The sequence below is a fragment of the Pseudoalteromonas neustonica genome (assembly GCF_001653135.1).
GTDB lineage: Bacteria > Pseudomonadota > Gammaproteobacteria > Enterobacterales > Alteromonadaceae > Pseudoalteromonas > Pseudoalteromonas neustonica.
The window spans coordinates 154,976-178,173 of record NZ_BDDS01000006.1 but is presented as its reverse complement, the minus strand read 5'-3'; the positions used below and the strand labels follow the sequence as shown (position 1 = coordinate 178,173).

The 23,198-nt window shown below is 38.9% G+C and carries 21 protein-coding genes and 2 pseudogenes; 14 read left to right on the top strand and 9 right to left on the bottom strand.

The genetic code is table 11. From position 1 onward, the window contains the following. Nucleotides 1-34: 34 nt before the first annotated feature. The 6 genes and pseudogenes from A7967_RS23710 to A7967_RS11010 all read left to right on the top strand — a co-directional run. Nucleotides 35-165: pseudogene (locus A7967_RS23710) on the top strand (transposase); the annotation flags it as partial. Nucleotides 166-884: 719 nt separating this feature from the next. Continuing rightward, nucleotides 885-1,943 carry an SH3 domain-containing protein gene (locus tag A7967_RS11035; RefSeq protein WP_054206754.1) on the top strand — a complete coding sequence of 353 codons (1,059 nt, stop codon included), beginning with the start codon at nt 885-887 and terminating at the stop codon, nt 1,941-1,943. Nucleotides 1,944-2,562: 619 nt separating this feature from the next. Then, nucleotides 2,563-2,820 carry a type II toxin-antitoxin system Phd/YefM family antitoxin gene (locus A7967_RS11025; protein ID WP_054206756.1) on the top strand — a complete coding sequence of 86 codons (258 nt, stop codon included), beginning with the start codon at nt 2,563-2,565 and terminating at the stop codon, nt 2,818-2,820. Continuing rightward, nucleotides 2,808-3,107, top strand: a complete 300-nt coding sequence (locus tag A7967_RS11020; protein WP_054206757.1) for a type II toxin-antitoxin system RelE/ParE family toxin — start codon at nt 2,808-2,810, stop codon at nt 3,105-3,107. The genes A7967_RS11025 and A7967_RS11020 overlap by 13 nt, the downstream gene beginning before the upstream one ends. A 429-nt stretch (nt 3,108-3,536) precedes the next feature. Continuing rightward, nucleotides 3,537-3,956, top strand: coding sequence for a hypothetical protein (locus A7967_RS11015; protein ID WP_054206758.1), 420 nt, complete (start codon nt 3,537-3,539; stop codon nt 3,954-3,956). Between the two features lie 305 nt (nt 3,957-4,261). After that, complete coding sequence (locus tag A7967_RS11010; protein ID WP_054206759.1) at nt 4,262-4,759, top strand: lipocalin-like domain-containing protein; 498 nt, start codon at nt 4,262-4,264, stop codon at nt 4,757-4,759. Between the two features lie 164 nt (nt 4,760-4,923). Here the strand turns inward: A7967_RS11010 and A7967_RS11005 are convergent, their stop codons facing one another. After that, on the bottom strand, nt 4,924-7,203 hold the full coding sequence (locus tag A7967_RS11005; protein ID WP_231659115.1) for a TonB-dependent siderophore receptor: 2,280 nt from the start codon (nt 7,201-7,203) through the stop codon (nt 4,924-4,926). 226 nt (nt 7,204-7,429) lie between these two features. Further along, on the bottom strand, nt 7,430-7,984 hold the full coding sequence (locus A7967_RS11000; RefSeq protein ID WP_054206760.1) for a TFIIB-type zinc ribbon-containing protein: 555 nt from the start codon (nt 7,982-7,984) through the stop codon (nt 7,430-7,432). Nucleotides 7,985-8,839: 855 nt separating this feature from the next. Here A7967_RS11000 and A7967_RS23635 point away from each other — a divergent pair. Beyond that, on the top strand, nt 8,840-9,154 hold the full coding sequence (locus tag A7967_RS23635; RefSeq protein ID WP_054205072.1) for a helix-turn-helix domain-containing protein: 315 nt from the start codon (nt 8,840-8,842) through the stop codon (nt 9,152-9,154). 20 nt (nt 9,155-9,174) lie between these two features. Here A7967_RS23635 and A7967_RS10985 read toward each other — a convergent pair whose 3' ends face one another. From A7967_RS10985 to A7967_RS10975, 3 genes are all read right to left on the bottom strand, one after another. After that, nucleotides 9,175-9,477: a hypothetical protein gene (locus A7967_RS10985; RefSeq protein ID WP_197279069.1), complete on the bottom strand. Its 303-nt coding sequence runs from the start codon at nt 9,475-9,477 to the stop codon at nt 9,175-9,177. Nucleotides 9,478-9,486: 9 nt separating this feature from the next. After that, on the bottom strand, nt 9,487-10,482 hold the full coding sequence (locus A7967_RS10980; protein WP_054205074.1) for a YHYH protein: 996 nt from the start codon (nt 10,480-10,482) through the stop codon (nt 9,487-9,489). Nucleotides 10,483-10,578: 96 nt separating this feature from the next. Then, complete coding sequence (locus tag A7967_RS10975; RefSeq protein WP_064435695.1) at nt 10,579-11,646, bottom strand: DUF418 domain-containing protein; 1,068 nt, start codon at nt 11,644-11,646, stop codon at nt 10,579-10,581. Between the two features lie 100 nt (nt 11,647-11,746). On the opposite strand from A7967_RS10975, the gene A7967_RS10970 reads away from it, so the two are divergent. After that, nucleotides 11,747-12,307 (top strand): TetR/AcrR family transcriptional regulator, encoded by a 561-nt coding sequence (locus A7967_RS10970; protein WP_064435694.1) that lies wholly within the window; start codon nt 11,747-11,749, stop codon nt 12,305-12,307. A 10-nt stretch (nt 12,308-12,317) separates the two neighbouring features. On the opposite strand, the gene A7967_RS22365 is transcribed toward A7967_RS10970, so the two are convergent. The 3 genes from A7967_RS22365 to A7967_RS10960 are packed head-to-tail and all read right to left on the bottom strand — an operon-like array spanning nt 12,318 to nt 15,299. Further along, the gene (locus tag A7967_RS22365) at nt 12,318-12,461 is read right to left on the bottom strand and encodes a DUF2256 domain-containing protein (RefSeq protein WP_082355605.1); all 144 of its coding nucleotides are present in this window, start codon (nt 12,459-12,461) and stop codon (nt 12,318-12,320) included. Further along, the gene (locus A7967_RS10965; RefSeq protein WP_054205076.1) at nt 12,451-13,977 is read right to left on the bottom strand and encodes a cryptochrome/deoxyribodipyrimidine photo-lyase family protein; all 1,527 of its coding nucleotides are present in this window, start codon (nt 13,975-13,977) and stop codon (nt 12,451-12,453) included. The genes A7967_RS22365 and A7967_RS10965 overlap by 11 nt, the downstream gene beginning before the upstream one ends. A gap of 2 nt (nt 13,978-13,979) precedes the next feature. After that, nucleotides 13,980-15,299, bottom strand: a complete 1,320-nt coding sequence (locus A7967_RS10960) for a DASH family cryptochrome (protein WP_054205196.1) — start codon at nt 15,297-15,299, stop codon at nt 13,980-13,982. Between the two features lie 106 nt (nt 15,300-15,405). On the opposite strand from A7967_RS10960, the gene A7967_RS10955 reads away from it, so the two are divergent. From A7967_RS10955 to A7967_RS10930, 6 genes and pseudogenes are all read left to right on the top strand, one after another. Next, nucleotides 15,406-16,017, top strand: coding sequence for a flavin reductase family protein (locus A7967_RS10955; protein WP_054205197.1), 612 nt, complete (start codon nt 15,406-15,408; stop codon nt 16,015-16,017). A gap of 138 nt (nt 16,018-16,155) precedes the next feature. Beyond that, nucleotides 16,156-16,338, top strand: coding sequence for a DUF6891 domain-containing protein (locus A7967_RS22360; protein WP_054205077.1), 183 nt, complete (start codon nt 16,156-16,158; stop codon nt 16,336-16,338). 12 nt (nt 16,339-16,350) lie between these two features. Continuing rightward, a pseudogene (locus tag A7967_RS22355) lies at nt 16,351-16,713 on the top strand (DUF6891 domain-containing protein); the annotation flags it as partial. 173 nt (nt 16,714-16,886) lie between these two features. Next, the gene (locus tag A7967_RS10945; RefSeq protein WP_054205079.1) at nt 16,887-17,333 is read left to right on the top strand and encodes a hypothetical protein; all 447 of its coding nucleotides are present in this window, start codon (nt 16,887-16,889) and stop codon (nt 17,331-17,333) included. Between the two features lie 126 nt (nt 17,334-17,459). Next, a complete protein-coding gene (locus A7967_RS10940; RefSeq protein WP_054205080.1) occupies nt 17,460-18,104 on the top strand; it encodes a glycine-rich domain-containing protein in 645 nt (214 codons plus the stop codon). Nucleotides 18,105-18,578: 474 nt separating this feature from the next. Then, nucleotides 18,579-21,212 carry a TonB-dependent receptor plug domain-containing protein gene (locus A7967_RS10930; RefSeq protein ID WP_054205082.1) on the top strand — a complete coding sequence of 878 codons (2,634 nt, stop codon included), beginning with the start codon at nt 18,579-18,581 and terminating at the stop codon, nt 21,210-21,212. A 350-nt stretch (nt 21,213-21,562) separates the two neighbouring features. Here the strand turns inward: A7967_RS10930 and A7967_RS10925 are convergent, their stop codons facing one another. Continuing rightward, a complete protein-coding gene (locus tag A7967_RS10925; protein ID WP_054205083.1) occupies nt 21,563-22,945 on the bottom strand; it encodes an FG-GAP repeat domain-containing protein in 1,383 nt (460 codons plus the stop codon). Nucleotides 22,946-23,198: the final 253 nt, after the last annotated feature.

Genomic DNA, 23,198 nt, shown 5'->3' with positions numbered 1-23,198 from the left:
ATATTATTAAGAAGACATAGATCTGAAAAATCGCAATGTTACAGTCAATAAAGGAATAAACAAATTAACCTTGCAGGCACAATGAAGTGAATGCCTCACTTCATTGTGCGACAATTGTATTGCCTTGTTCATAATCTAGAAAAGCTGAGAAACACGATACATTAATAAGGGTAACCCCTTATCACCTTAAATAAGCCACTTAAACACCTGTCATACCTTCCAAAACGCCCATTAAAACAACACCAAATATTTACGTGAAAGTCAGTTGTCGATTGAATCAAAATAGGAACTCGGCTATGGTTAATACATCAATAAAAATAAATTAAAAACGAGTTATTCTACAGGCTCGTTATGTTTCAATCAGAGTGTGCAAATTTAAATGGCTCAGTGTAAAAAATGCAAGGCGGATATTGTTCCCCTAGAGGTTAAGGTGGCAATGAACAAATCATACTTTGTTTGCCCCGTTTGCAAACATAGAATTAGTAGCTTTAGTCTAAAAGGTTTATTGATCTTTATCGGTAGTGCAATATTGTTATGGGCTGTTCTCTTTGTACATCATCACATGACAAATTAACTTTTTAGTGTTGTGCATTTGAAACATAACAAGGCAAACAAATCAGGACAAATAACAGTTGGCTGTTTTCGTTCCTCAACATTTTAGCCAACAATTTTTTGCCCATTATTAGAGCGTTGTGGCTGTAGAATTACTCTTTTTTAAGAAAAACAGCCGGTTTTGTGGGTCCTAAATGCATTGCCTAGTGCTTTAAAAACGCTTAGAGTTAATTATAGGAGCTCGTTTTTTAATTGAATTTGGCTGTTAGAGTTATTCTACAGCCTCGTTAGCTTTACTCTCAATTTCAGTGATTAATCAAGGACTCTATTAAATGGAAAGTACTCTAGAAATGATACATGGCTCTACAGCTATTGAGAAAGCAATGAGGTCGATTAACTCACAGCAGTCTTTAATGGAAAAGGCCTTAGGATATACGAAAGGAATCTCTGTTATAGAGCAGGCAATGAAATCTTTTGAATCACAAAATTCCATAATTGAAAGAGTGTTAAGCCTTTCTGAAGGATCATCAGCTATTGAACAAGCGATTAAATCATTTGATTCACAACAGGCTTTGATGAAAAATTTGTTAGGTTTTTCAAAAACTAATTCCGCTGTAGAACAAGCCATGAAAACCTTCGAATCACAGAACCCTATAATGGAAAAAGCTTTAGGGTTTTCACATGCCACATCAGCAATAGAAAAAGCAATGAGGTCATTTGAATCTCAGCAGGGGATTACTGATCGAGCTATGGCAGCAATGGCTAATTCATCCTCTATCTATTCTTCTTTAAGTCAATTGCAAAATTCAAAAGTATTACGAGAAATTAATTCAACATTCCTTAATCAAGTTACACATTCTATTCAAGAATCAAGCTCAATTAATACGTCGATGCTGGATGAAGAAACACTCGAAAGTGAATTTCAATCTGCTACCGAAATGCTTACTGATTCAGAAGATTCAAAAAGCTTTTTTGAGATTTTCAATAATTTACCTCCTTTTATTCAGCTTGTTCTAGCTACATTCTTTTTACATGTCTTTTTGCCACAAATTAATAGTATTTCTGCAAACTTAATAACACCAACAGTAGAAAGTTACTTATTGGAGAGTGACCGAGCAGATAGAGAAAAGGTCAAAGATATTTCTGTACTACCGCGAAAAATTGAAGGTATTGATACATCAGGTCTTCGTTTTATAACTGGAAATAATGTTCGCTTAAGAGCCGATGCGTCAACAAACTCTGAAATACTCGACGAAATGATTTTTGGGCAAGTTGTCACTGTACATTCCAAAAATAAAAACTGGATTGAAATATCGTATAAATATGAAAATGGGACTGAAATGCATGGTTGGGTATTCACCAGATATTCTTCACGTTTTGTCAATCAGTAAAGCTAATCGGGTAGCCGGAGGTCTCTAACCTCCAGCCCCCACACCACCCATCATGCGCTTTTTATTAGCAGGAAGTGCAATGGGCGGTTCATCTCCCGTAATGAATATTGCTCCAAATATCTCTCAATGACACTAAACCTTGGGACGCTAAGTAATCATTGCCAAATGCAATGTTAATTCCTTTTGTTTTTGAGCTTCTACAAGGGCCTTCGCTTCCAAGCGCCTACTTTTGGTACTGGTGATACCACAGGCTATGGCGAGTTGTTCGCTAACACCCAATTTCATTAAACTGCGTACTTTTGTGCGTGCTATACCTGATAAAGAGCGCCACTGCCGCCAGTAGCACATTATTATCCGGCAAAATATATTCCTGTCCTTTTTTACGCTGTCCTTTTTTAAGCTCCTAGATAGACCGCCAAAATAGATGGCATCTAGCAAGTATTTAATATTATCACGAAAGGTGCGTATTAATTCTGCCGCGCAGCGGCTTCGTTCAGCAAGCAATTATACAACACAAACTGCGTGTCGCTAAATACTAAAATGTTAGCCGTATAATTGTAAATCCGAACCCTTGTGATACTATAGTGATACATTATTTGAGTTCTAAATAGAATTTATTATGAAAGTTGAACTTGTTACGACACTTAAGCGCCAAGCTACCAAAATTTTAGCTGATCTTCATATATCTAAAGAACCAGTGTTAATTACTGAGCATGGTCAACCATCCGCTTATTTAGTTGATGTTGAAGATTATGAATTTATGCAACAACGAATGGCAATTCTTGAGGGGGTTGCACGTGGTGAGCAAGCAATCAAAAACGGTAATACATTCTCGAATCAAGAAGCAAAAGAAAAAATGAGCAAATGGCTGAAATAATTTGGACCTCTCCAGCTCTTAATGATTTAAACGATATTGCTGAGTATATTTCTTTAAGTAATATTGATGCGGCTAAGAAATTGACTCAAAAAGTATTTGATAAAATATCTAGGCTAGAAGAACAGCCTGAATCAGGTAAAAGGCCACTTGAATTAAGCAACTTAAATTACCGTGAAGTTCATGCTAATCCTTGCCGTATTTTCTATAAAGTGGATAGCGACAAAGTTTATATTTTACATGTCATGCGTCAAGAGCGAGATCTTCGTAGATTTCTTCTACAGAGCTAAATACGCCTAACAACACGCCCTGAGGTTAATAAAAGAAAACAAAGGCTACACCTATCCTATTACTTAGAAAAGCGCCAATAAAAACAGGGCAACACGTTTTTAAAACAATGGTAAACGACTTGCCTGTATCGAGCCTGCCTTCACTTCATTGTGCGGCAGTTGTATTGGCTTGTTCATAACCTAGAAAAGCTGAGAAACACGATGCATTAATAGGGCTAAGCCCTTATCACCTCAAAAAGCCACTCAAACATCTGCAATACCTTAAAAAAGCCCATTAAAACAACACCAAGTCCTCTTTTTATATTTTACGTAAAATCGAAGTAACCGATTGAACCCAAATAGGATCTCAGCTATGGTTGAACCATCAATAAAAATAAATTAAAAACGAGTTATTCTACAGGCTCGTTAGGTGATTTCAAGGATAGCCCCATGAGTTATGATTTAATGGTATTTGATGCAGAACAAGCACCTAGAGAATTAGAAATCTTCTCAGATTGGTATGATGACCAGTCTGAATGGGCAGAAGAGCATGACTATGACGACCCTTCAGTAACGACTGATAAACTCCGGCTTTTTTTTATGGAGCTCATAAATGATTTTCCCCCAATGAACGGCCCTTTCGCAAAAGAGCTCGAAGATGATACCTTAGCTGATATTTGTGTTGGGAAGGTAGTTGTATACGTTGGCTTTGCTTGGTCGCAAAGTGAACCTGCTTTCGAAAAAATGTTTAGTCTCGCAAAAAAGTATTCTTTGGGTTTTTTAAACGCTAGCTCAGAAAGAGGTGAGGTTTGGTTTCCGAATACACAAGGTGAACTGGAAATTTGCTTTGAGCTTAGTGACATCACGTAATCGGGTAACCGGAGGTCTCTAACCGCCGGCCCCCACATTACCCATCATGCGCTTTTTATTAACAGGAAGTGCTATGGACGGTTCATCTCCCGTGATAAATATCTACCCAAACACTTTCAATGGCACTAAATCTTGTGAAGCTAAACACTGATTACCTAGAGTAAAATAAACACTAAGAAGACACTCATCCTATGTGAGCCTGCTGAGTAGTCACAGGCCCACTTGTCTTTTTTGCATTTGTTGTTTTGTCCCCGAAAAGTAACTAAGATGGGTTTTATCTTAATTAATTATAAGGATGTAAGATTATGCGAATCTTATTTATTTTTATCTTAGTGGTAGCGCTTTTAACTGGCTGTAAAACATTAGGCGATAACCCTCAACCAAATGCGCTAGAAGGTGAGTGGCAATTAGAATTAGAAACATTGGCTATTGGAGAACAGGAATACACTACCTTTGATGGTAAAAACCGTAAAATGATTAAAATATTTACAGACAGTCATTTTGCGTTTTCAAGTATTGGCACAAATCGACCAAGGTTTAATTCATATCAACTAACGGCAGATCAAAAAGTTGTAGCATTTGACAATTATGGTGGTTCGTTGGGCCGCTATACCTACGAAAATGATACATTAATTGAGTATATTGAATATTCTAGCTTTCCAAACTATGAGGGAGTATCTATTCCTTTCAAGATCACTATTATTGATAATACTATGATCCAAGAAGGACTTTATCCATTAATTGAACTCGGTTTGGGGGATCAGGACGGTTACTTGCGTTCAACATTCAAACGCATTGAATAGGCATTAAAAAACTAAGAGAGTACTCCTTCTGTGACCTTGGCTTTTTCAGGCTATGTAATTTTGGTGTTTTGTGTTTTATTGGTGATGATAAATATACAGCTAAATGCGCCTCCTTTAGGCGCATCAAGTTATATTGAATAGGGCATTGGCGTTTTAGAATTATGTTACCAAGCGTGACGTAAGCTCAGTTGCCAACTCACGGGCTCACCGTGTAAAACATAACCATCCCAAGATGAAATACTATTAAAATAGTGTTCGTCTAATAAATTATTAATATTTAGGGAAACACTGGTTTTATCATTAATCTCATAACGTGCCATAAAGTTGAGAAGTGTCACTGGTGATTGTTCAATTTTATATGCTTCACTTTGGCCATTAGCTAATGGCCTTTGTGGCGTGGCATAAAAACTATTTTGCCAATTAACCCCAAAACCAGCAGTAAATCCAGTTAGGTAATGATCAAAGTCATATGTGGTATAAATATTTAGTAATTTATTTGGCTCATCTGTTTTAAGCTGTTTACCTTCTTTGGATTTAGTTTTATGTTGGGAGTAACCTGCACTTAAATTCCAATATTGGCTTAGTGAGCCGCTAAATTCTACTTCAAACCCTTTGGTCGTATCACCTTCTCCCCTTTGTATATAAGGGCGATTTCCATTTGGAGTAAGATATTTCTCGGAATAATTAGGATCAAGCTCTGCCAGACCATTCTCGATATTTTCATAAATGGCTGCGCTAACGTTAAGGGTATCTTTGAGTAACTCTCCTTTAATACCAATTTCATAACTTTCTCCAGTGCTAGGGTCAAGCATTTTGTCATTAGCGTCAAAGTAGGCCTGTGGTCTAAACGCTTCGGTGTAACTAGTGTATATGCTGTACTGCTGGCTTATATCAATAATTAACCCTGCATAGGGCGTTAGTTCATCCGTTACATTCTCTTGATAGCGTATACCTTGGAACTCGCCAGTTGAGGGGTTAAAACGATCATTGCGATAATCCCAGTTACTTATTCGCGCACCCAAAATCACTTTCACACGGTCATGAGGATTTATACGTATGGCAGCAAAACCACCGTTGGATTTGGTGATATTAACACTTTGTTTGGCTAAATCTTTAAAAGGGTAATGCGGTACATCGCCAGTCCAATCATGAAAATTGAGCCCTTCAAGGGAAATTGAGGTTTGATCAGCCTGCTTGCCAAAAGAGGTCCGGTCGCGGCTAAATTGGTTATAGCTAAAAATCATTTCGTGTGTGCGATTAAATAACTCTACGGGGCCTTGTAATGAAACATCAAATGTTGTTTGTTTATCTTCAGAGCTACTTATCACTGCGCTGTAACCAAAGCCTAAGTCACTACTACCATCTGGATTTATATAACCTTCAGGGTAAACGAAAAATAGTTTGCCGCCTTGCATCTCTATGGTGTTGTAAGTCGCAATAGCATTTAATTGCCAATCATTCTCAAAAGCGTGATCAAGGCCAATAAAATAGGTGTGCTCTTCAAGCGGCCAGCCACTCCATTTTGCGGTCATGCCTGTATCTGAACGTTTACCATTATAGCGGCTGCCATCAGCGAAAAGGTAGGGTTGGGAGTGTGAGTTTATAGCTCCTTTTGATGCGGTATCAGTATATTCTACGCCTAAGCGAAGTAGGGTGTAATCTGTTAGATCGGCTTCTAAAGTAGTGTAAATTGAGGTTTTTTGTTGCCCATAGCGTTCAATGTAAGAGTTTTTATCATAATGTGCAGCCACAAACCGAGCACGAATAGTACCGTCCTCGACTAATGAACCTGAAATATCAATCTCACCACGGTAATTATCCCAGCTGCCAGCTGAAAGACCAACACTTGCTTGAAAGTCTGTATTAGTGGCTCGCTTACGAACAAGGTTAACAGTCGCAGTAGGATCACCCGCTCCGGTTAACAAGCCATTTGCACCACGTACAATTTCAACGCGTTCATATGCAGCAGAATCGCCATTTACGTTGGGTCTGCGGCCACCAGGGAACTGCTGAACACCGTCAACTTGGATCAAGTTAACGTTACCACCACGCACAGAAAAGCGAGGTCTATCTAAACTAGATGAGCGTCGCGCATAAAACCCCGTCGCATGCTCTAAAATTTCGTCTATATTGATGGTTTGCCAATCTTGCATCATCTGATTAGTGATAACTGTAACGGCTTGTGGCGTTTCTCGCTGTGAAAGAATCATTTTTAAGGCGGCTTTATTAGCTGATTCTGAGTAATCGTTAATACTAGTGCCAGTAACATATATATGTTCAAGTTCTTGAACACGTTTAGTATCTGTGGCTTCAGCGGAGTCATTAATATATTGATTAGTATCAGTATTTTGTTTTGAAATCGAATGGAATGATGCGCAAATCATTAGCGCACAAGTAGAAAGTTTAAATTTACGAGTTAAATGGTATGTTTTATGAGCGTGCACAATTCGTCCTTAATTGCGGTTGTTAATGAAAATCATTATCACTAAAGTTGTGGGGTTTTTCAAGTACCCAATTGAGGTTTACTAAATCTGCAGATGTGGGGCAATAGCGAGGTTGTACTTTTTCCTAGTCGTAATAGTTGATCACAAATGATATTGATACTAACGGCTAAATTTAGTTTTTCTAATAAATCAAATTTAGCCGTAGAAAATTTTTTAATGTAGGAGGTTATTTTTCAGCAGAATATGGATCTTCGGCCATTAGGTAGGCTCTTAAATCTGCTTTTTGTGGTTGTGCATTAAGCCACTCTCTTAGGTCTTTTACTTTTGCGTAAGTGTCAGTGCCAAATTTATCAGCGTATATATCACTAAAGTTTTGCTTAGTACTTTGCTCGCGAATTTGGTTTTGCCATTGCTGCGTGACTACGGCATTTAATGTGCCGGCTAGGCCTTCTTCTTTTAGTAACTCCCACTCACCGGCATCTAACCAGATACCGCCAACAGGTGCGCTGTAATCTATCCGGTGGTCGCTTGATGATGAAATACGAAATTTACGCATGATCACACCCGACACAGGGCAAATTAGGGCTTTTTTTGTGTCTGATGTTTCTGCTTCAAATGAGATGTTATCAGCAAATTCAAAGGTTGGGTTACGCTCTTTCCAAGCCGCAAAATCTTCGATTAAGATCCAGTGGCCATTACAATGCGTGCATGTGTGCGAGCGAAACTGACCTTCAATAAAACTTGGCTTTAGTAAGCCCTTATTACAGCTAGTACAATTCATAGTATCCCTTAAAAATTCTAACCTGATTATTTAGAGTTAGTTTTGTTTTGATCTCATTAATGAGTAAACAACAGGTTTAATTTTGGCAACAGCCAGAGTGAGTTTTTCTAATATTAACGTATTTTTAGAATTGATAACAAAGATTTACTGATTTTAAGGGCTGATTTTCACAGCGAGCATGTTATTAACCTTATTTGTTATCACTAAAATAAAGAGTGCTGAGTGAATTAATTACATTAGTAAAATAACAGATGTAAAATGTGGGTATTGATTTGACTTGCAAAGTTTACTATAAAGCCCCTGTGACGAGGCTCAATATAAGAGTTACTTGCTACTTAAGCTAAGTGCGGGGTTTTTCAAACTCGCTAACAGGGTATGTTATTCTAACTGAATATACTCTCTTTATTATCAATGAAAGCCACACATTTTTTGTTGAAAAAATCACCCAATGATCAACGCTTTGTTTTTGCTAGCAGCTGCGAAACATCCACTCGATAAGTTAGCAAAATTAATAACCCTACTGAAAGGTTTGCAAAACTTACCTAGTACAGAAAGTGGTTACAAAAATGGGCATCAGTTAGATCCTAGGCTGACACATGCGCTGAGTTATATACCCAAACCACCTCAAGATGCGAGTTTCAGTTGGAATTAAAAGCGATTTAGGCAAGGCATTGATTGCAAGTAATAGTGGTTCTATTGTTAAAATCAATAACGCAGTATAAATCGCTTTTAAACCAACCCCTAGGGCGTTTCACAGGCACTTACTCTCATCGTTGTTACTTCTTAAAAGGGATGGCCATTCTTGCAAAGTAACGCCTTGATATTAAGCCCCTGTGAAACGCTGAATCCTGCATCTTGAGGTGGCTTGGGTATATATCTGAAAATATTAAAAACGTACCGAACTTAACAAAAACAGCAAAACAGGCAAACGTCAGTAATGCAACTTTAAAGCGCTTATTTAAAACATATTTGGGTAGCAGTTTTAGTGCTCAGGTTAATTTACTAAGGTTAGAGAAGTCACGGCACTTATTAGCGACTACACGATTAAGTATTGATTGTGTATCTAGTTTATCAGGCTTTAAAAGTGCTTGTTATTTTAATAAAGTGTTTAAGGCGCACATGAGCGTAACGCCTACAGCCTACAGGTCTAAAAATCTATGGCGTAAATAGAGTCTAACTCAGTTTTACTTTTACTCATTCTTTTTAGCATGCTCATTAGTGCCTGCGCTTTGTTGAGTTTTGTGCTGGTTTTTTATATCAATAATGGGTTGGTTTCGCACACACATTAATACTTTATTTGCTGCTTGGCAGCTGCCAATATAGAGTTTATTTACTAACTCATATTGGCAACTTTGATTAAGTTTTTTTTCCTCACAGGCATGCCATGGCTGATTCGTACCGTGAGCAGCATGAGCAAGGCTGCTTGCAGTATAAAAAAGAGCAATGGTTGAGGAAAATAATACCGTGACTAATTTTAAATGTGTTTTCATCATAAACTCCTATTACCTTGCTATTTCGCCGCTGTAACAACCAATAAACATGTTTTCAGCAATGCTTGCTGAATGATAATGATAGCCCCTAGTTTCATCGTAGTGGCCACGACATGAATCAAGGTCATTGTCTTCATTTCCTTGGCTATCAACCATACCAAAAATACCATATCCGTCTAACGCATAACCTAACATGCCAGCATGACCGTTTGATTGTTCTAGTGTTTCACTGCAACCAGCAGCACCATGATAATGATAGCCTTCGACTAAGTTGATATGGCCTGCACAGTCATCAAACGCAGCGATTGTGTAAGCGCCTAAAATGGCATCTACAGGTGCAGGTGGTGCAAGTGCAACTCCATTTAATGAAATACCTATATTATCACGGCCAATTGAAATAGGGCTGCTTGCCTTTACAGGTGTAATCGGGATGAGTACGGTTTGACTAATTCCACCATCAACATAGTCAATAGCACACTCCACACAGTGATTTTGATATTGCTCTTCAACATCAGGCCTTGCGGCTCCTGCGCACGAGGCTTCTGTCGTGGTGACGTTAACTTTACCGGTGCTTTCGTTATACAACTTCCAGTTACTGTCGTTGTAATGAGTATCTAGATTGGTAATAAACTCACCAGTTAAATCATAAACTTGCCCATCGCCGTCAAACCAAATACCAGCTTCATCTGCATTTGAAGTCGTATATCTAGGGCAAAAAATACCAATTTCATGGCTAGCAGGCGCGCCAGCTATTTGAATTTCATAGCACTGTGCTTCTTCGTTATTGGTCAGGGTACATGTTTGGGTTGCTACTTCTGAATCTAGTGCCCCGCTTGTAAAGTTTAGTGGATTAACTTCTACAACAATGTCTGAATTAGTATTCGTTGTTGTGTCTGAGCCGGAGTCTGTCGTTGCGGTTGTACTATCTTCTGAACTACCGCAACCAGTGACGAGTAAAGTTAAAAGTATTGTAATTGCAGACTTTGTTTTAAATAATTTTTTACTCATTGTAGTATCTCTAAGCTAAGGGTTTAAATTAGCATATAAAGAGAATGTGCAAAGAGTGTGTAAATTAATTAGTTTTTTTATAGTTGAGAATTACGCTTACCTGATGAGTTTTTTAAATACCCACTCAAGCGGTCCGGCTTTAAATTTATTTAACCAGCAAACACTAAAAATGATGCTAAACAGGCAAAACAATAGGGCTGAGAATAACGCCATACCAATTGTTTGATTATTTAATAGTCCCAATGATTCTAAAACCCCCATGCCAACAAGTACGTGCGCCACATAGAGTGTTAACGATATTTGCCCGGTTTGTTTTAACCAATGGCTTAATTTGTTTGTTTGAAATGTATCAGTAAAATAAAAACAACCTACTAACACGATAACCGATGAGCTTGTCGCGCTGAGCATATATTGAGGTAAAGGCGGTATGATAGACGTACTTAATAAAAAGCTGCTCAGTTCTAAATCTATTCCTAATTCAGCGTGTGTTTTAGTTAATAACCTTAGGCCGTAAAAAAGCAACTCAGTGATAAGTAGTACAGCGATTGAGCCTATTAATAATTGCTTTCTAAATTGAGAATCAAGTAAATCTTGTCTACCTAACCACATGCCAAAAACCAAAAAAACGCACCATGGAAAAACAGGATGAAAGCCATTAAAAAATACATGCCTTAACATACCATCTACAGTCCAAAAACCATGATAGGTTAACGTATTCCAATCCCAGCCATAACTGTAATCAAAACATATTAATAACAGCGGAAAGGCTAACACAAAAAAGCCACTTATCAATAATAGCACTCTATTACTTAGAGTGAATATACAGGCAGCAATAATAAAATAGACACCGTAAAAATGGAGAATATCGGCTTCCCAAATGGGCACATAGGCTAAGCCAATCAACATGAGTAACACAGCACGCTTGATCAGTGACCACTTTGATTTGGTTACTTCTGAAGATAAACCAGATTGACGCGCCTTGAGTGTCATAAAGGTGATGCCTATGCCTGCTAAAATAACAAACAATGCAGATGCTCGACCTTCAAATAAACTAGAAAAAAGGTACAAGGGAGAATTGCCTGGCTGTACATTCATAGCAATTTTAAAATTCACAATAACCATGCCAAATATAGCAAGTGCGCGAGCAATATCGATAGCGATCATGCGGTTCAATAGTGTTCTCCTGATTGAAGTTGAGGCTAAGTTTTAATACACTTGTGTATCATAGCAGTAACAATATATATGATACAAAGGTGTCTCAAAAATGGATGTGCGTATTTCTCGTTCAAAGCAGCTCATTATTCAAGCTGGGCTTAAGTTGTTTTTACAAAACGCTGACGCCACATTGGTTGATATCGCTAAACACGCTAACGTTGGTAGAGCAACTGTATACCGTCATTTTGAGAGTAAAGAAATACTCCAAAAGGCAATCGCATTTTATTGTTTAGAGCGATTCGATAGTGTTAATAAAGATGTTGACCGCCAAGCGAAAGATCATCTTGATGCGCTTAGGTTAATACTAAAAAATACAATGCCTTTATTTGCTGAGTTTTCGTTTCTTTCAAAAATGGAACAAGTGTTGATAGATGATGCTGACTTTCAAGCCCGCTCTAAGCAGCAAAATGATGAAATGCGTGAATTAATTAGTTTAGTGATTAAACACAAAAAAATTAGTGATAATTTTTCAGTGTCATGGGTTTTTCATTTATTTGAAGGCTTACTTTGGGTGGGTTATCAAGCAATACATAGCGGTGAGCACAGCCCTGAATCGGCTTCAAACCTAGCTTATGCTACGTTCTTAAATGGAGTAGGGGCAAGTAGCTAATTGCTTAGATTTAAGACTTAGCTAAATGGCGCTTACATCGCTGTGAGCAGTAAGTTACGTTATCCCAATCGCGCAGCCATTTTTTACGCCAAGTAAAATCACGTTTGCAAATAGGGCAAGTTTTTTGTGGTAAATGTAGTTTTTTATGCGCCATTGCTATTTTTTTTATCTTTGTTTTTGGTTGTGCTTTTTATCTTTGGGGCGATACTAACGTGCTTTTTTAAAATACCGGGAATGGCGCGTTTTACGTCAATTCGTTCGCGGTATTGCCAGAGCCTTAGACGGGCTTCTTTAGACGCCTTAGTTAAATCCATCATGGGCTCTGGGTAATCTTTACCTACTTTAAAATCGTTAAATAAGGCTTCCATAGGCGTTTGCATCCAAGGTTCATGCAAGTACTCAATGGGGAGTTTTTCAAGCTCTGGACACCACTTTTTAATAAACGCACCGGTTGGATCTTGATCTTCAGATTGCTTGATTGGATTGTAATGGCGAATGGTATTTATACCTGTCACAGAGGCTTGCATTTGAATTTGCGGGTAGTGAATACCGGGCTCAAAGTCTAAAAAGTAATTCGCTAAAGGCAAGCTTGCCTGTTGCCAGCTAATGTTTAAGTGGTGTGTAACAAAACTGACCAGCATCGCTCGCATTCTAAAGTTAATATAGCCTGTGTGTTTTAAACAGCGCATGCAAGCATCAATAATGGGAATACCTGTTTGCCCTTGTGCCCAGCGCGCTAAGTCGGTTGTTACGTGTTTGTCATCGCGATAAGGGAATACATGATAACCGGGGTTAAGGGCTACAAACTCCATACTGCATTCACTTTCAAACTTTTGCATGAAATGGCAGTGCCAATGTAAGCGCGAAACAAACGCAGCTAATGGACGCTTCCAGCCTTTTTTGTCAGGGTGCTTAGAATGATAAGTGTCGATTGCCGTTTGATATACTTGCCTAAGGCTTATATTGCCCCATGCCAAGTAAGGAGAGAGCCGCGAGCAATGAGTTTGGCTTAAACTCGGGCTTGAAATGCCTTTTTGATAGCCTTTACCACGGACTTCAAAAAAGCTCTGCATAACCTGGCGTGCTTGCATCGCCCCGCCAAGTTGAAAGTTATCATCAGAGTGAGTGTAGTTTTTAGGTAAACAAGGTGGGGCATAACCACTTAAGGTTACACTGTTAACGCGTTTCCAATTTGGGATTGCAATAGTGCTTTGCATTGTTTGCTGCCATTGCTCGTTCCATTGGTTGCGGTTTGTTGCCCCTCTAATTACTGCGCCTGTTGGGGTTTCAAGCCATTGAACAGTGTGATCCTTGCACCATGCTTTTATTGCTTTATCGCGCTCAAAAGTATTATTTAAGCCAATCTCTTGATGACTAAATAGGTTAACAATTTCAAACTCTTGATTTAAAGAGTTAAGTAAGTTTTCCATTGCGCAGCTAAAGGTGTAAATAGTGGTATTGAAGCGTTTTAGCTGCTGGTTCATATCAGCAATTGACTGATATACAAACCGCCAATGACGCTCGTTATAATGACTGTCATTAAGTAATAATGGTTCAAAGTTATAGATCAATAATGTAGGCAGCGAGCTTTCAAAGGCACTTTTTAATGGCTGATGATCAGATAAACGCAAGTCACGCTTAAACCACACAATATTAATTTTATTTTGCATTGTTAACTACTTAGTGGCCAGTCGGCGGCATCTGAAGAATCTAAGCTTTGTACATTATTTCCTCGCCAATGATTAATAAAGGTATTGTGAGGGTCGTACATTTGCGTTTGTTTAGCTAAATTAAAATGACGCCCAGCACGTGGGTCTGCGCCAACCCCAGCTAAGTACTGCCAGTTGCCCCAATTTGCCGCTACATCATAATCAATTAGTTGCTGTTCAAAGTAAGCGGCCCCAAAACGCCAATCTAGATTAAGCTCATGCACAAGGCAACTTGCTACCAACTGGCGACCTCGGTTAGACATATAACCCGTTTGGTTAAGCTGTTTCATGCACGCATTGACAATAGGGTAGGGCGTGGTGCCTAGACACCATTGTTTAAACCGTTGTGAATAAAAGCTAGTTAACGGTTTTTTGCTGCCAATGCCTTTAAATGAAAATAGTTTTTTACCGTAGCACACGCTGTAAAGCTGAAAATATTCACGCCAAAGTAGCTCAAAGAAAATCCAATAGGTGGAGTCGTTGGCGCCATGTTTTTGTTCGTAATCGTGTAACGCAGCAATAATTAGGCGTACAGATAGATTGCCATTAGCTAACCATAGCGAAAATTTAGTCGAATTTTCTACCCCATCAAGTGCATTACGGGTTTGCTTGTAATTCGATGCAGCATCCCCAGTAAAATAGTGGTTTAAGTGCTCCATAGCAGCTTGCTCACCGCCAATAAATTGTGAAGATACAGCCCACTTTTTTATCTCTGGTAATGTCTTAGGCCATGGCATTGGGGCAATGAGTGGCGGCGGCAAATACGTTGGGGTATTAATTGGCGCAAGAATTTGTGGTTCGTGATGTTCTATTATTTTACGAAATTTGCTAAATGTTGCGGGGAGGTCATTACCTGAAAATGGCAGTTGATGTTCATCATATAAAGTAAAAGTATTTGCTTGGTTTATTTTTAGGTCATCAAATATGTTACCAATAGCAGATAGTGACTGTCGTTCATTAAAACCAATTTGCTCACTACAATAAAGCGTTCGCACATTGTGATGATGGTAGTAATGACTAATAACCTCATAAGCCGGTTGATGATAAACCACTAAATGCTGCCCATAGCTTTTAAGTTGGGCGTCTAAATCACGCAAAGTGCTCACTAAAAATTGCCACCTGTATTTGCCCATAGTTTGGCTGGCAAAGCGGGTAGTTTTGAACCATTTAGGGTCAACGCAGTACACAAAACTCAATGGTGTCTTTTGCTCGCAGGCTAATTTTAATAGCTGATTGTCGTTGAGCCGCAAATCATGGGTAAACCAATATAAAGAATGTGTCATAAAATAATGTGCCAATACAGTCATTTTTATTTACTTTGAGTTCAATACGTAACAAAGTAAAAACACGTTTATTAGTACGTTAAATTTAATTTTTAAAGAGGTGATGGTGTATTTTGATTTAACTGATCCATTAGAGCAAAAAAGTGTTTACAGTAAGCTGGTTGGCGGGATCACGCCACGGCCGATTGCGTGGATAAGTACGGTAAGTGAAACTGGAGTTGACAATATTGCACCATATTCATTTTTTACCGTCGCCAGTGTTAACCCGCCAGTGTTAAGTGTGACACAAGTAAACCCCAGTGATAAAAGTAATAAAGACACCCTAAGTAATCTATTAGCCACTAAGCAATGTGTGGTGAATATTGTTAGCCATAAACTTGTTGAAAAAATGAATCAAAGTTGCGCAAATTACCCAACAAATGTGAGTGAGTTTGAAGCGGCTGGTATTACCTCAGAGACTAGTAAATATGTGCAGCCATTAAGTGTAAAAGCTGCCAAAGTACGTTATGAGTGTACGCTACGTGAAGTAATCTCTATTTCAAAAGAGCCCAGCGGCGGACAAATGATGCTATTAGACATTGTGGGAATTTACATTGATGAGCGTGTATTAACTGACGGTTATATCAACCCCATAGCTTTGAATGCCGTTGGTAAATTAGGCGGAGATTATTTTGCCACAACGCAGAGTATATTTGAATTAAATCGGCCGAGTATATAAAGTGTAATCTATCATCTTAAAAAGTTGAAAGTGAGCTTTGAGAAGACGTTATTAGTTCTTGAATTCAAGTATAAAGATTAGCGTTCTAACAAATTATCAATAACTACGCCTGTATTTATTTTGTTAAAGGGAAATAACATGAATGAAGTGAATCAATATATATTAGATACTATTAAGACTCATGTTTGGGGCGGTTTTGATACGCCAGATGAAATTCAAGGGATTATTTCTGATTTATTTGAAGAGGACGCTGATGAAAGGGTGCTTCGTGAATTCGTAAGTATTGAATTTAAGAAAAAGTTTGAAGCTGAAAAACATTGACCTCAAGTTACAGATGCAGATCGGTTAGAAAGTGTTTTTCAAGCACTTAATCGTAATGGTATTCACTGCTTACATAATGCGGGCTATACGATCTCTGATGGACATGACGATTCAATGGAAGAATTGATGGCTTACCCGAAGGGGGCATTCTTTGGCTATTGCTTCTATCATGGTCAAGATCTAGAAAGAGCTGTTTCTGGCGGTGGTTTAATGCTCGCTTATGAGCACGTTGATGGCGATGTACCTGAAAAAATTAAAGTAGCGCAAACTATTCAGCAAGAGTTACAAAGAGCAGGGTTCACTTTAGAGTGGGATGGTACTACTAATCAAAAGGTTAATATTGTGCAATTTGACTGGAAACACCGTGCTTGTTAACAGTTAACAAGGCCTGCTTCCATGATATCGTGGGGAAAGCGGATCGTTTTCTAAGACTGTTTTAATAGCGTATAGGTTACACGATGCTATATTACGAACTCCCCCAATTATGTATAAACAAAATCGAGCTGCTTTTGAAGAGCTTCAGTCTCGTGATTTATTAAGGAAAATATATGTGCAGACTTTTAGGATTATTGTTCTTTTTTAGCTTAAACATTTTTGCATGTGGTAAGGAACAAAAAGAATTTTTACCTTTTGCTGTTGAATTTGAAGCTCAGAGTAATAGCCTACAAGCACTTAGAGAATTTGAAATATTATCGCCAATACAAAAAGGTGATGCATTTTTAAGTAATATTACAGCGAGTGTGGAAGGTGAATTTGAAGTTAGCTTAGATATAAGAGAATCTCGTAGTTATATTGGTGATTACTATCAATCTTACGTAAGAGTAGCTAACAAGCATATTGATCAAATCGAAATTTCTCTATCTTACAATACAACAAAAAAAGATCGATCAAACATGATTTTTTGCGCTAATTGGAAAGATTATAAATTAACAGAGCTCGTTAGTTTTGAGTCAGCGAAAAAGGCTCCACCAGGCCCGCCTTCGCCTCCAAAATAGAGTTTTTTTTAAACGATTGAATCAAAAAGTCAACTCAGATATGGTTGATGTACTAATAAAAATAAAACACTCACGAGTCACTCAATGGTTCGTTATATTAATTTGATTTTTGGAGTTCGGTTCTATATGGGTTCTGCTATTTTATGTGTTGTTATTGTAATTATTCTTTTAGCTATTCTTTTTAATAATAGACATAAAAAAAGAATTGAGTTTATCACATCATTTGAATTTCCTAGCTCAATAAAACACCATGTTAAAACGACTTACCCTCATTTAAATGATAAGCAGGTTGAATTAGCTTTAGAGGCACTTAAATCCTTCTTTCTAATTGCAGATAAAGCTAAATCAAAGCCTGTGGCAATGCCATCTCAAGTGGTTGATGTGGCTTGGCATCAGTTTATTTTATTTACAAAAAACTATGAAACCTTTTGTAAAAAAGGATTAGGTAGATTTTTACATCACACACCCACAGAGGCAATGAAGTCGCAAACTACGGCTCAAGATGGTATTAAAAGAGCGTGGCGGTTAGCGTGCTTTTTTGAAAATATTAACCCTAAATCCCCTCGTCGTTTACCTACACTCTTTGCTATTGATGCCCAGTTAAAAATCGAAGATGGTTTTTTTTACTCATTAAATTGCCATGATCAGAATTCTCCAAATTATGGCAATGATTATTGTGCGACACATATAGGGTGTTCATCTGGATGCAGCGGATCGTCGGGTGATTCATCAAGTAGCTGTGGGAGTGGCTGTGGAGGAGGAGGCGATTAGCTAGCATGGGCATAGTATTGCATTTAATTTCAGGCGACTTCTTAGGCATTGCTGAATAATATTTGCAGTCCCTTTTTATGAACAGCAACTTTTAATCGAATAAATATTAGGTCGTGTTGACCTTTCGTGATTGATTTTGCAGCAGCATGTTTGGTATTTAGGCAAGGCAGAGCCTGCGTAATGTGGTTGCTCCCCATAAATAGGCGATAACGCAGTATAAATTTCAAACATGCGCTGCCCAAAGGGTTCTTCCTAGGGGCATGAGCAGGACGCGGAAGCTTTGCTCGATTTTTACTTAGCCCACTTGATTCCAAACCTCGCGCCGCGATTAAATCGCCCCTAGATTGAACAAATTTCAATCCACAAAGGTCAACACGCCCTCGCACTGCGACAATTTGTCGCATTTTCAAAAACAGCAAAGTCTATATCATAAGCTCCTATTTTTAATAATAAAATTTTTAATAGGCAGTACACATGAATAACCCTATGGCCTTTTGCGCCATCGCTACCGCATTAGCCACATCGCATACTTTAGCAAATGAAATGACCGATAATATTGAGCGCATTAATGTGACCGGCTCACACATCAAACGCACTGATTTTGAAACAGCCAGTCCTGTAACCGTGATTGACGCAACACAAATTGCTCAAACAGGCATTGTAAATGTTGAAGATTTATTGCAACGCATGTCGTTTTCAGCGGGCGTTGCGGGTAATGCGACCAATGCCTATTGGACAAGTGGAGGATATGGATCGGCACAGGTAAACTTGCGCGGTATGGGGATTAAACGCACGCTAGTATTATTAAATGGGCGACGAATTGTAAACGGTGGTACGGGAGCCAATAGTGCGGTTGATTTAAATATGATCCCAACCTCAATTATTGAACGCGTAGAAGTACTAAAAGATGGCGCATCTGCCATTTATGGCGCTGACGCTGTTGCCGGTGTGGTTAATATCATCACTAAAACGCAATTAGATGGTGCTGAATTTACTGCAAAGTTAGGCGCTGGGGATGAAGGTGACGGGCAAAGCCAAGAAATTAGCTTTAATGTAGGCGGTGAGTTTGATCGCGGCCATTTTGTTTTTAGTGCGAGCTATATAAATACCGAGGCAGTAAGGCAGTCAGACCGTATAGACTGCGCTAAAAATGAGAAAGTAAATGCAGATGGCAGTAGCCAATTAAATTGTTTTGGCAGTGCAACAACCGCTGGTGGGCGAGCACTATTGGCTGATGGCAGCAGTGTGCAATTTAATCAAGATCCGCAAGGTGATGGTAATAGTTTTGAAGCGTATGATATAGCAAAACACGGTTTTACGTGGATCCCTTATTTAAATGCAGTAAACCCAAGCCAACGTATTAACCTATCGACTAACCTCAATTACCAACTGACAAGTAACATAAACTTTTTTACAGAAGCGCAATATAGTAATCGCCAATCAGAGCAAATAGTGACACCACGCAGTATTAGCGGTATTAAGGTCTCTAAAGAGTTTGCTTATAACCCAACAGGGCAAGACTTAGAGCTAACTCGTAGGCGTAATGTAGAGCTTGGTGCGCCGTATTTTTTTCAAGAAACAAACACAGCGCGTATTGTTATTGGGTTTGATGGCACATTAGCAAATGATTGGCAGTGGGAAGTTGCTTATAACTATGGACGTAACACTGGCACTGACGGCTGGACGTTTGATCAAGATAAAGCCAAGGTCGCACAAACGCTAGATGATACAGTATGCAGTTATACTCCTGGTGCTGCCATTCCGTGTGGCGACTGGTTTGGTGTTGGTGAATTAAGTAATGAAGTGATTGATTACGTAAAGTATCGCCGTGAAGGCAATGGTGGCAACCAATTAAAATCATTGGCATTTAACTTATCGGGTGACATCACTGAGTTACCCGCAGGTACATTGGCCTTTGCCGCTGGGCTTGAAAGGCGTGAAGAAAGCGGCTGGCGAAATCCTGATTCAACGGTTCTTGCCAATGGTGGAGAAGACAGTATTAATGGTGACTATGATGTAAATGAAGCTTTTATTGAGCTTGCCATCCCATTGTTTGAAAGCCTTGAAGCAAACTTAGCAACACGCTACTCAGACTACAGTACCTTTGGCAATAAACTGACTTATAAGCTCGGGCTTACATGGCAAATTACGGATGACTTAATGCTTCGTGGTGTTAAATCAACAGCATTTAGAACGCCGGTGATAACCGAGTTATTTGGTGGCACAAATGCGGAGAACCTTCGAACTATCGATCCCTGTGAAAACGCAACTGGCGCAATTGCGGTTAATTGTTTAGCCGCCGGGCTCCCTACTGATTTTGCACAAGATGGCACAACGGTACGAACTTCAGTCGGTGGAAACCCAGATGTAAAACCTGAATCGGCAGACACACTTACACTAGGTCTAGTTTGGCAGCCGCACTTTATTGACGGGTTATCGACTACACTCGATTACTTTGATATAGACGTAAAAGACGCTATTACCTCGGTTAATGGCTCTGACACCTTGAAGTTGTGTTACACCAACCCAGCGCTTTACAGCGCTTACTGTAATACTTTTACACGCCACGCCGTAACGGGGCAAATAAATTCATTGAGTCAGCGCCCAGTCAATGCTGCGTTTGAAACGGTTAGTGGGGTTGATTTTAATACACGTTACACCGCTGATATTTTTGGTTTAAGCAGCCAGTTTGAGTTAGATGCCACGCGGTTACTCAAGCATGAAAACACGCCTTTTGCAGGGCAAGCAACGCAAAGCCTGTTAGGCTACATTACTGAAGACCAAGGCAGTTATACAAAATGGCGCGCTAATTTAGGGATCACTGTAAAAGCGGATGCGTGGTCAGCACATTATGCTATGCGTTACATTGGTGGTGCGCGTGATGTAAATGGCGGTGGGCCAATTGGCCGCGCGGTTGAAAGTGTTACCTACAGTGATGTTCAAGGGCGTTACTTTATAACTCAAGATACATCTATCAGCATGGGGATAGACAACATCTTTGATAAAAAAGCTCCCTTTTTAACCTCATGGAACGACGCTAATACAGATGTGATGACGTATGATTTACTTGGTAGAAGAGGCTACATTAAGTTAAATATTAACTTTTAAAGCAATTTAGTGATGCGTGTAATTTAAGTTCACGTTACAGCAAAGTGCGTTTATGCACTTTGCTGTATATCTATACCCAAGCCACCTCAAGATGCAGTTTCAGTTGGCGTTAAAAGCGATTTAGGCAAGACATTGCAGAGAATGGTTATTCCCTTGTTATAAATCAATCTGCTTATAAAAGTAACGCAGTATAAATCGCTTTTAAACCAACCCGCAGGGCATTTCACAGGTACTTACTCTCTGCGTTGTTACTTCTTAAAAGGGACTGCCATTCTTACAAAGTAACGCCTTGATATTAAGCCCCTTTGAAACGCTGAATTCTGTATCTTGAGGTGATTTGGGTATATAAGCTACTTACTTATCAGAGTGGTTATTTTACTGGTGCCATCTTCTTCAGTAAATTTAAATACAAAATCGTGTTTAGAGTCGTTATTTAAATCAACCAATAAAATATCTCTTGGGTGTGTTGGTAACGCGTGTTTGATTTTTTTACGTTTTGAAGCAAACAAGTTGTTTTGCTCACCGTAATAAATGCCTAAGGTTTTTTTATTGTATCTATAAACCGCATCAATGTACCCGTCGCCGTTTATATCGGCTAATTTAAGAGGCTCTACAGGGCCTGAATTTGACATAGAAAGCGGGGCTTCAACTTCGAAGTCTGCGTTTGGTTTCTCTGAAAAGTTACCTGTATTTAACTGTTTAAAAAATGAGAAATCAATATCTACGTCGGTATCACCGCCGCCCATAGCCATAGAAGCAATGGTCCCAAAGCCAAAATCAACATCTAACCGCTGTAAGTCAATTAAACCATCGTTATCTAAATCATGTTCAAATATTAACTCACCCATGGCGCTGGTGTTCGGTAAGCTTATAGGGTTGCTAAAGCTACCATCCGCTTGGCCTAAATAAAGGCTACGAGTGACTGTCGCATCAAGCGCATCCATGCCTTTCGTTTTAGGCATTTGGGCAATAATAAAGTCTAAATAGCTGTCGTGATTTATATCAGCAAAATGATTGATTGTTACTTTGCTGCCGTCATCCATTTTACCAATGCTTACTGGTAATGTCAGTGGCGTAACCTTACTTGCAAAGCCTTGCTCTGTGGCAAATAAAACACGGGCACTTTGTGCGTTTTTAAACACTAAATCAACATAGCCATCGCGGTTTATATCAATCGTTGTAGGGGCGGTGCTTATATCAATATCAAGAGTTAAATGGTTGTCGTTAAACTGACCATTAAACAAGGACTCTTTTTTAAAGGTATGAGGGGTAAATTTACCAAGCTGATCTTGAATGTAAACCGTACTGGTTTCAATATCGGGCAGTAAAATATCACTCAGGCCATCAAGATTTACATCAACAACAAAGCTAACCTTATTAAGCTTATCACTGGTTAATCGATTTAAAACTGAGGTATATTTGAATAACAATGTGCTGTGTTCTTTTTGGCTAATATATACGCCATCGGCAGTTAAAATAAGTGCTTGCGGGTGCGGTGTATTCGCAAGTTTTGCAACGTCAAAACCAAGCGCGTTATCGGGTACTGTTAGCACATAGTTTTCAGTGTTTTCAATATCAATTTTGGCTAATTGATTCTGTTCCGAGTTGTAGGCAAAAAGCACTGAAGAGTCAGTCGTTATTAATTGTTCTGTGGTTTTAATCACAAGCTGCTGGCTTGCAAGTAATAATGGGCTAAAGGCGAGTAGTGTTAAAGCAGCCGTTGTTTTAAGCATTTTCAATTCCTTGTAAACGTATTGTAATTATTGTGTTTAAGCTTTGGCCTTAAATGCTAACAAAAGCACGGTTTGGTACAACAAATATTTTGTAAGTAATTGTTTGAAGATGTTAATTTATCTTTGCTTATAAATGTTAGTAACTCAAAGTGCATTAACCTCATGGTGTACCGATCACCAATAGCATGGCGTTTATGGCTACAATTAGTGCGCTTTATGGGTTATTTAGCTGTGTGTTTTTAGGGCGGGTAAT

Coding starts and splice junctions, on each gene's coding strand:
- A7967_RS10985 (WP_197279069.1), bottom strand. CDS start 9,477: ATGATGAAAACACATTTAAAATTAGTCACGGTATTATTTTCCTCAACC.
- A7967_RS11000 (WP_054206760.1), bottom strand. CDS start 7,984: ATGAATTGTACTAGCTGTAATAAGGGCTTACTAAAGCCAAGTTTTATT.
- A7967_RS10965 (WP_054205076.1), bottom strand. CDS start 13,977: ATGCAAAATAAAATTAATATTGTGTGGTTTAAGCGTGACTTGCGTTTA.
- A7967_RS22365 (WP_082355605.1), bottom strand. CDS start 12,461: ATGGCGCATAAAAAACTACATTTACCACAAAAAACTTGCCCTATTTGC.
- A7967_RS11020 (WP_054206757.1), top strand. CDS start 2,808: ATGGCTGAAATAATTTGGACCTCTCCAGCTCTTAATGATTTAAACGAT.
- A7967_RS10980 (WP_054205074.1), bottom strand. CDS start 10,482: ATGAGTAAAAAATTATTTAAAACAAAGTCTGCAATTACAATACTTTTA.
- A7967_RS10940 (WP_054205080.1), top strand. CDS start 17,460: ATGGGTTCTGCTATTTTATGTGTTGTTATTGTAATTATTCTTTTAGCT.
- A7967_RS10970 (WP_064435694.1), top strand. CDS start 11,747: ATGGATGTGCGTATTTCTCGTTCAAAGCAGCTCATTATTCAAGCTGGG.
- A7967_RS11015 (WP_054206758.1), top strand. CDS start 3,537: ATGAGTTATGATTTAATGGTATTTGATGCAGAACAAGCACCTAGAGAA.
- A7967_RS11035 (WP_054206754.1), top strand. CDS start 885: ATGGAAAGTACTCTAGAAATGATACATGGCTCTACAGCTATTGAGAAA.
- A7967_RS10975 (WP_064435695.1), bottom strand. CDS start 11,646: ATGATCGCTATCGATATTGCTCGCGCACTTGCTATATTTGGCATGGTT.
- A7967_RS10925 (WP_054205083.1), bottom strand. CDS start 22,945: ATGCTTAAAACAACGGCTGCTTTAACACTACTCGCCTTTAGCCCATTA.
- A7967_RS11025 (WP_054206756.1), top strand. CDS start 2,563: ATGAAAGTTGAACTTGTTACGACACTTAAGCGCCAAGCTACCAAAATT.
- A7967_RS10945 (WP_054205079.1), top strand. CDS start 16,887: ATGTGCAGACTTTTAGGATTATTGTTCTTTTTTAGCTTAAACATTTTT.
- A7967_RS10960 (WP_054205196.1), bottom strand. CDS start 15,299: ATGACACATTCTTTATATTGGTTTACCCATGATTTGCGGCTCAACGAC.
- A7967_RS22360 (WP_054205077.1), top strand. CDS start 16,156: ATGAATGAAGTGAATCAATATATATTAGATACTATTAAGACTCATGTT.
- A7967_RS11010 (WP_054206759.1), top strand. CDS start 4,262: ATGCGAATCTTATTTATTTTTATCTTAGTGGTAGCGCTTTTAACTGGC.
- A7967_RS10930 (WP_054205082.1), top strand. CDS start 18,579: ATGAATAACCCTATGGCCTTTTGCGCCATCGCTACCGCATTAGCCACA.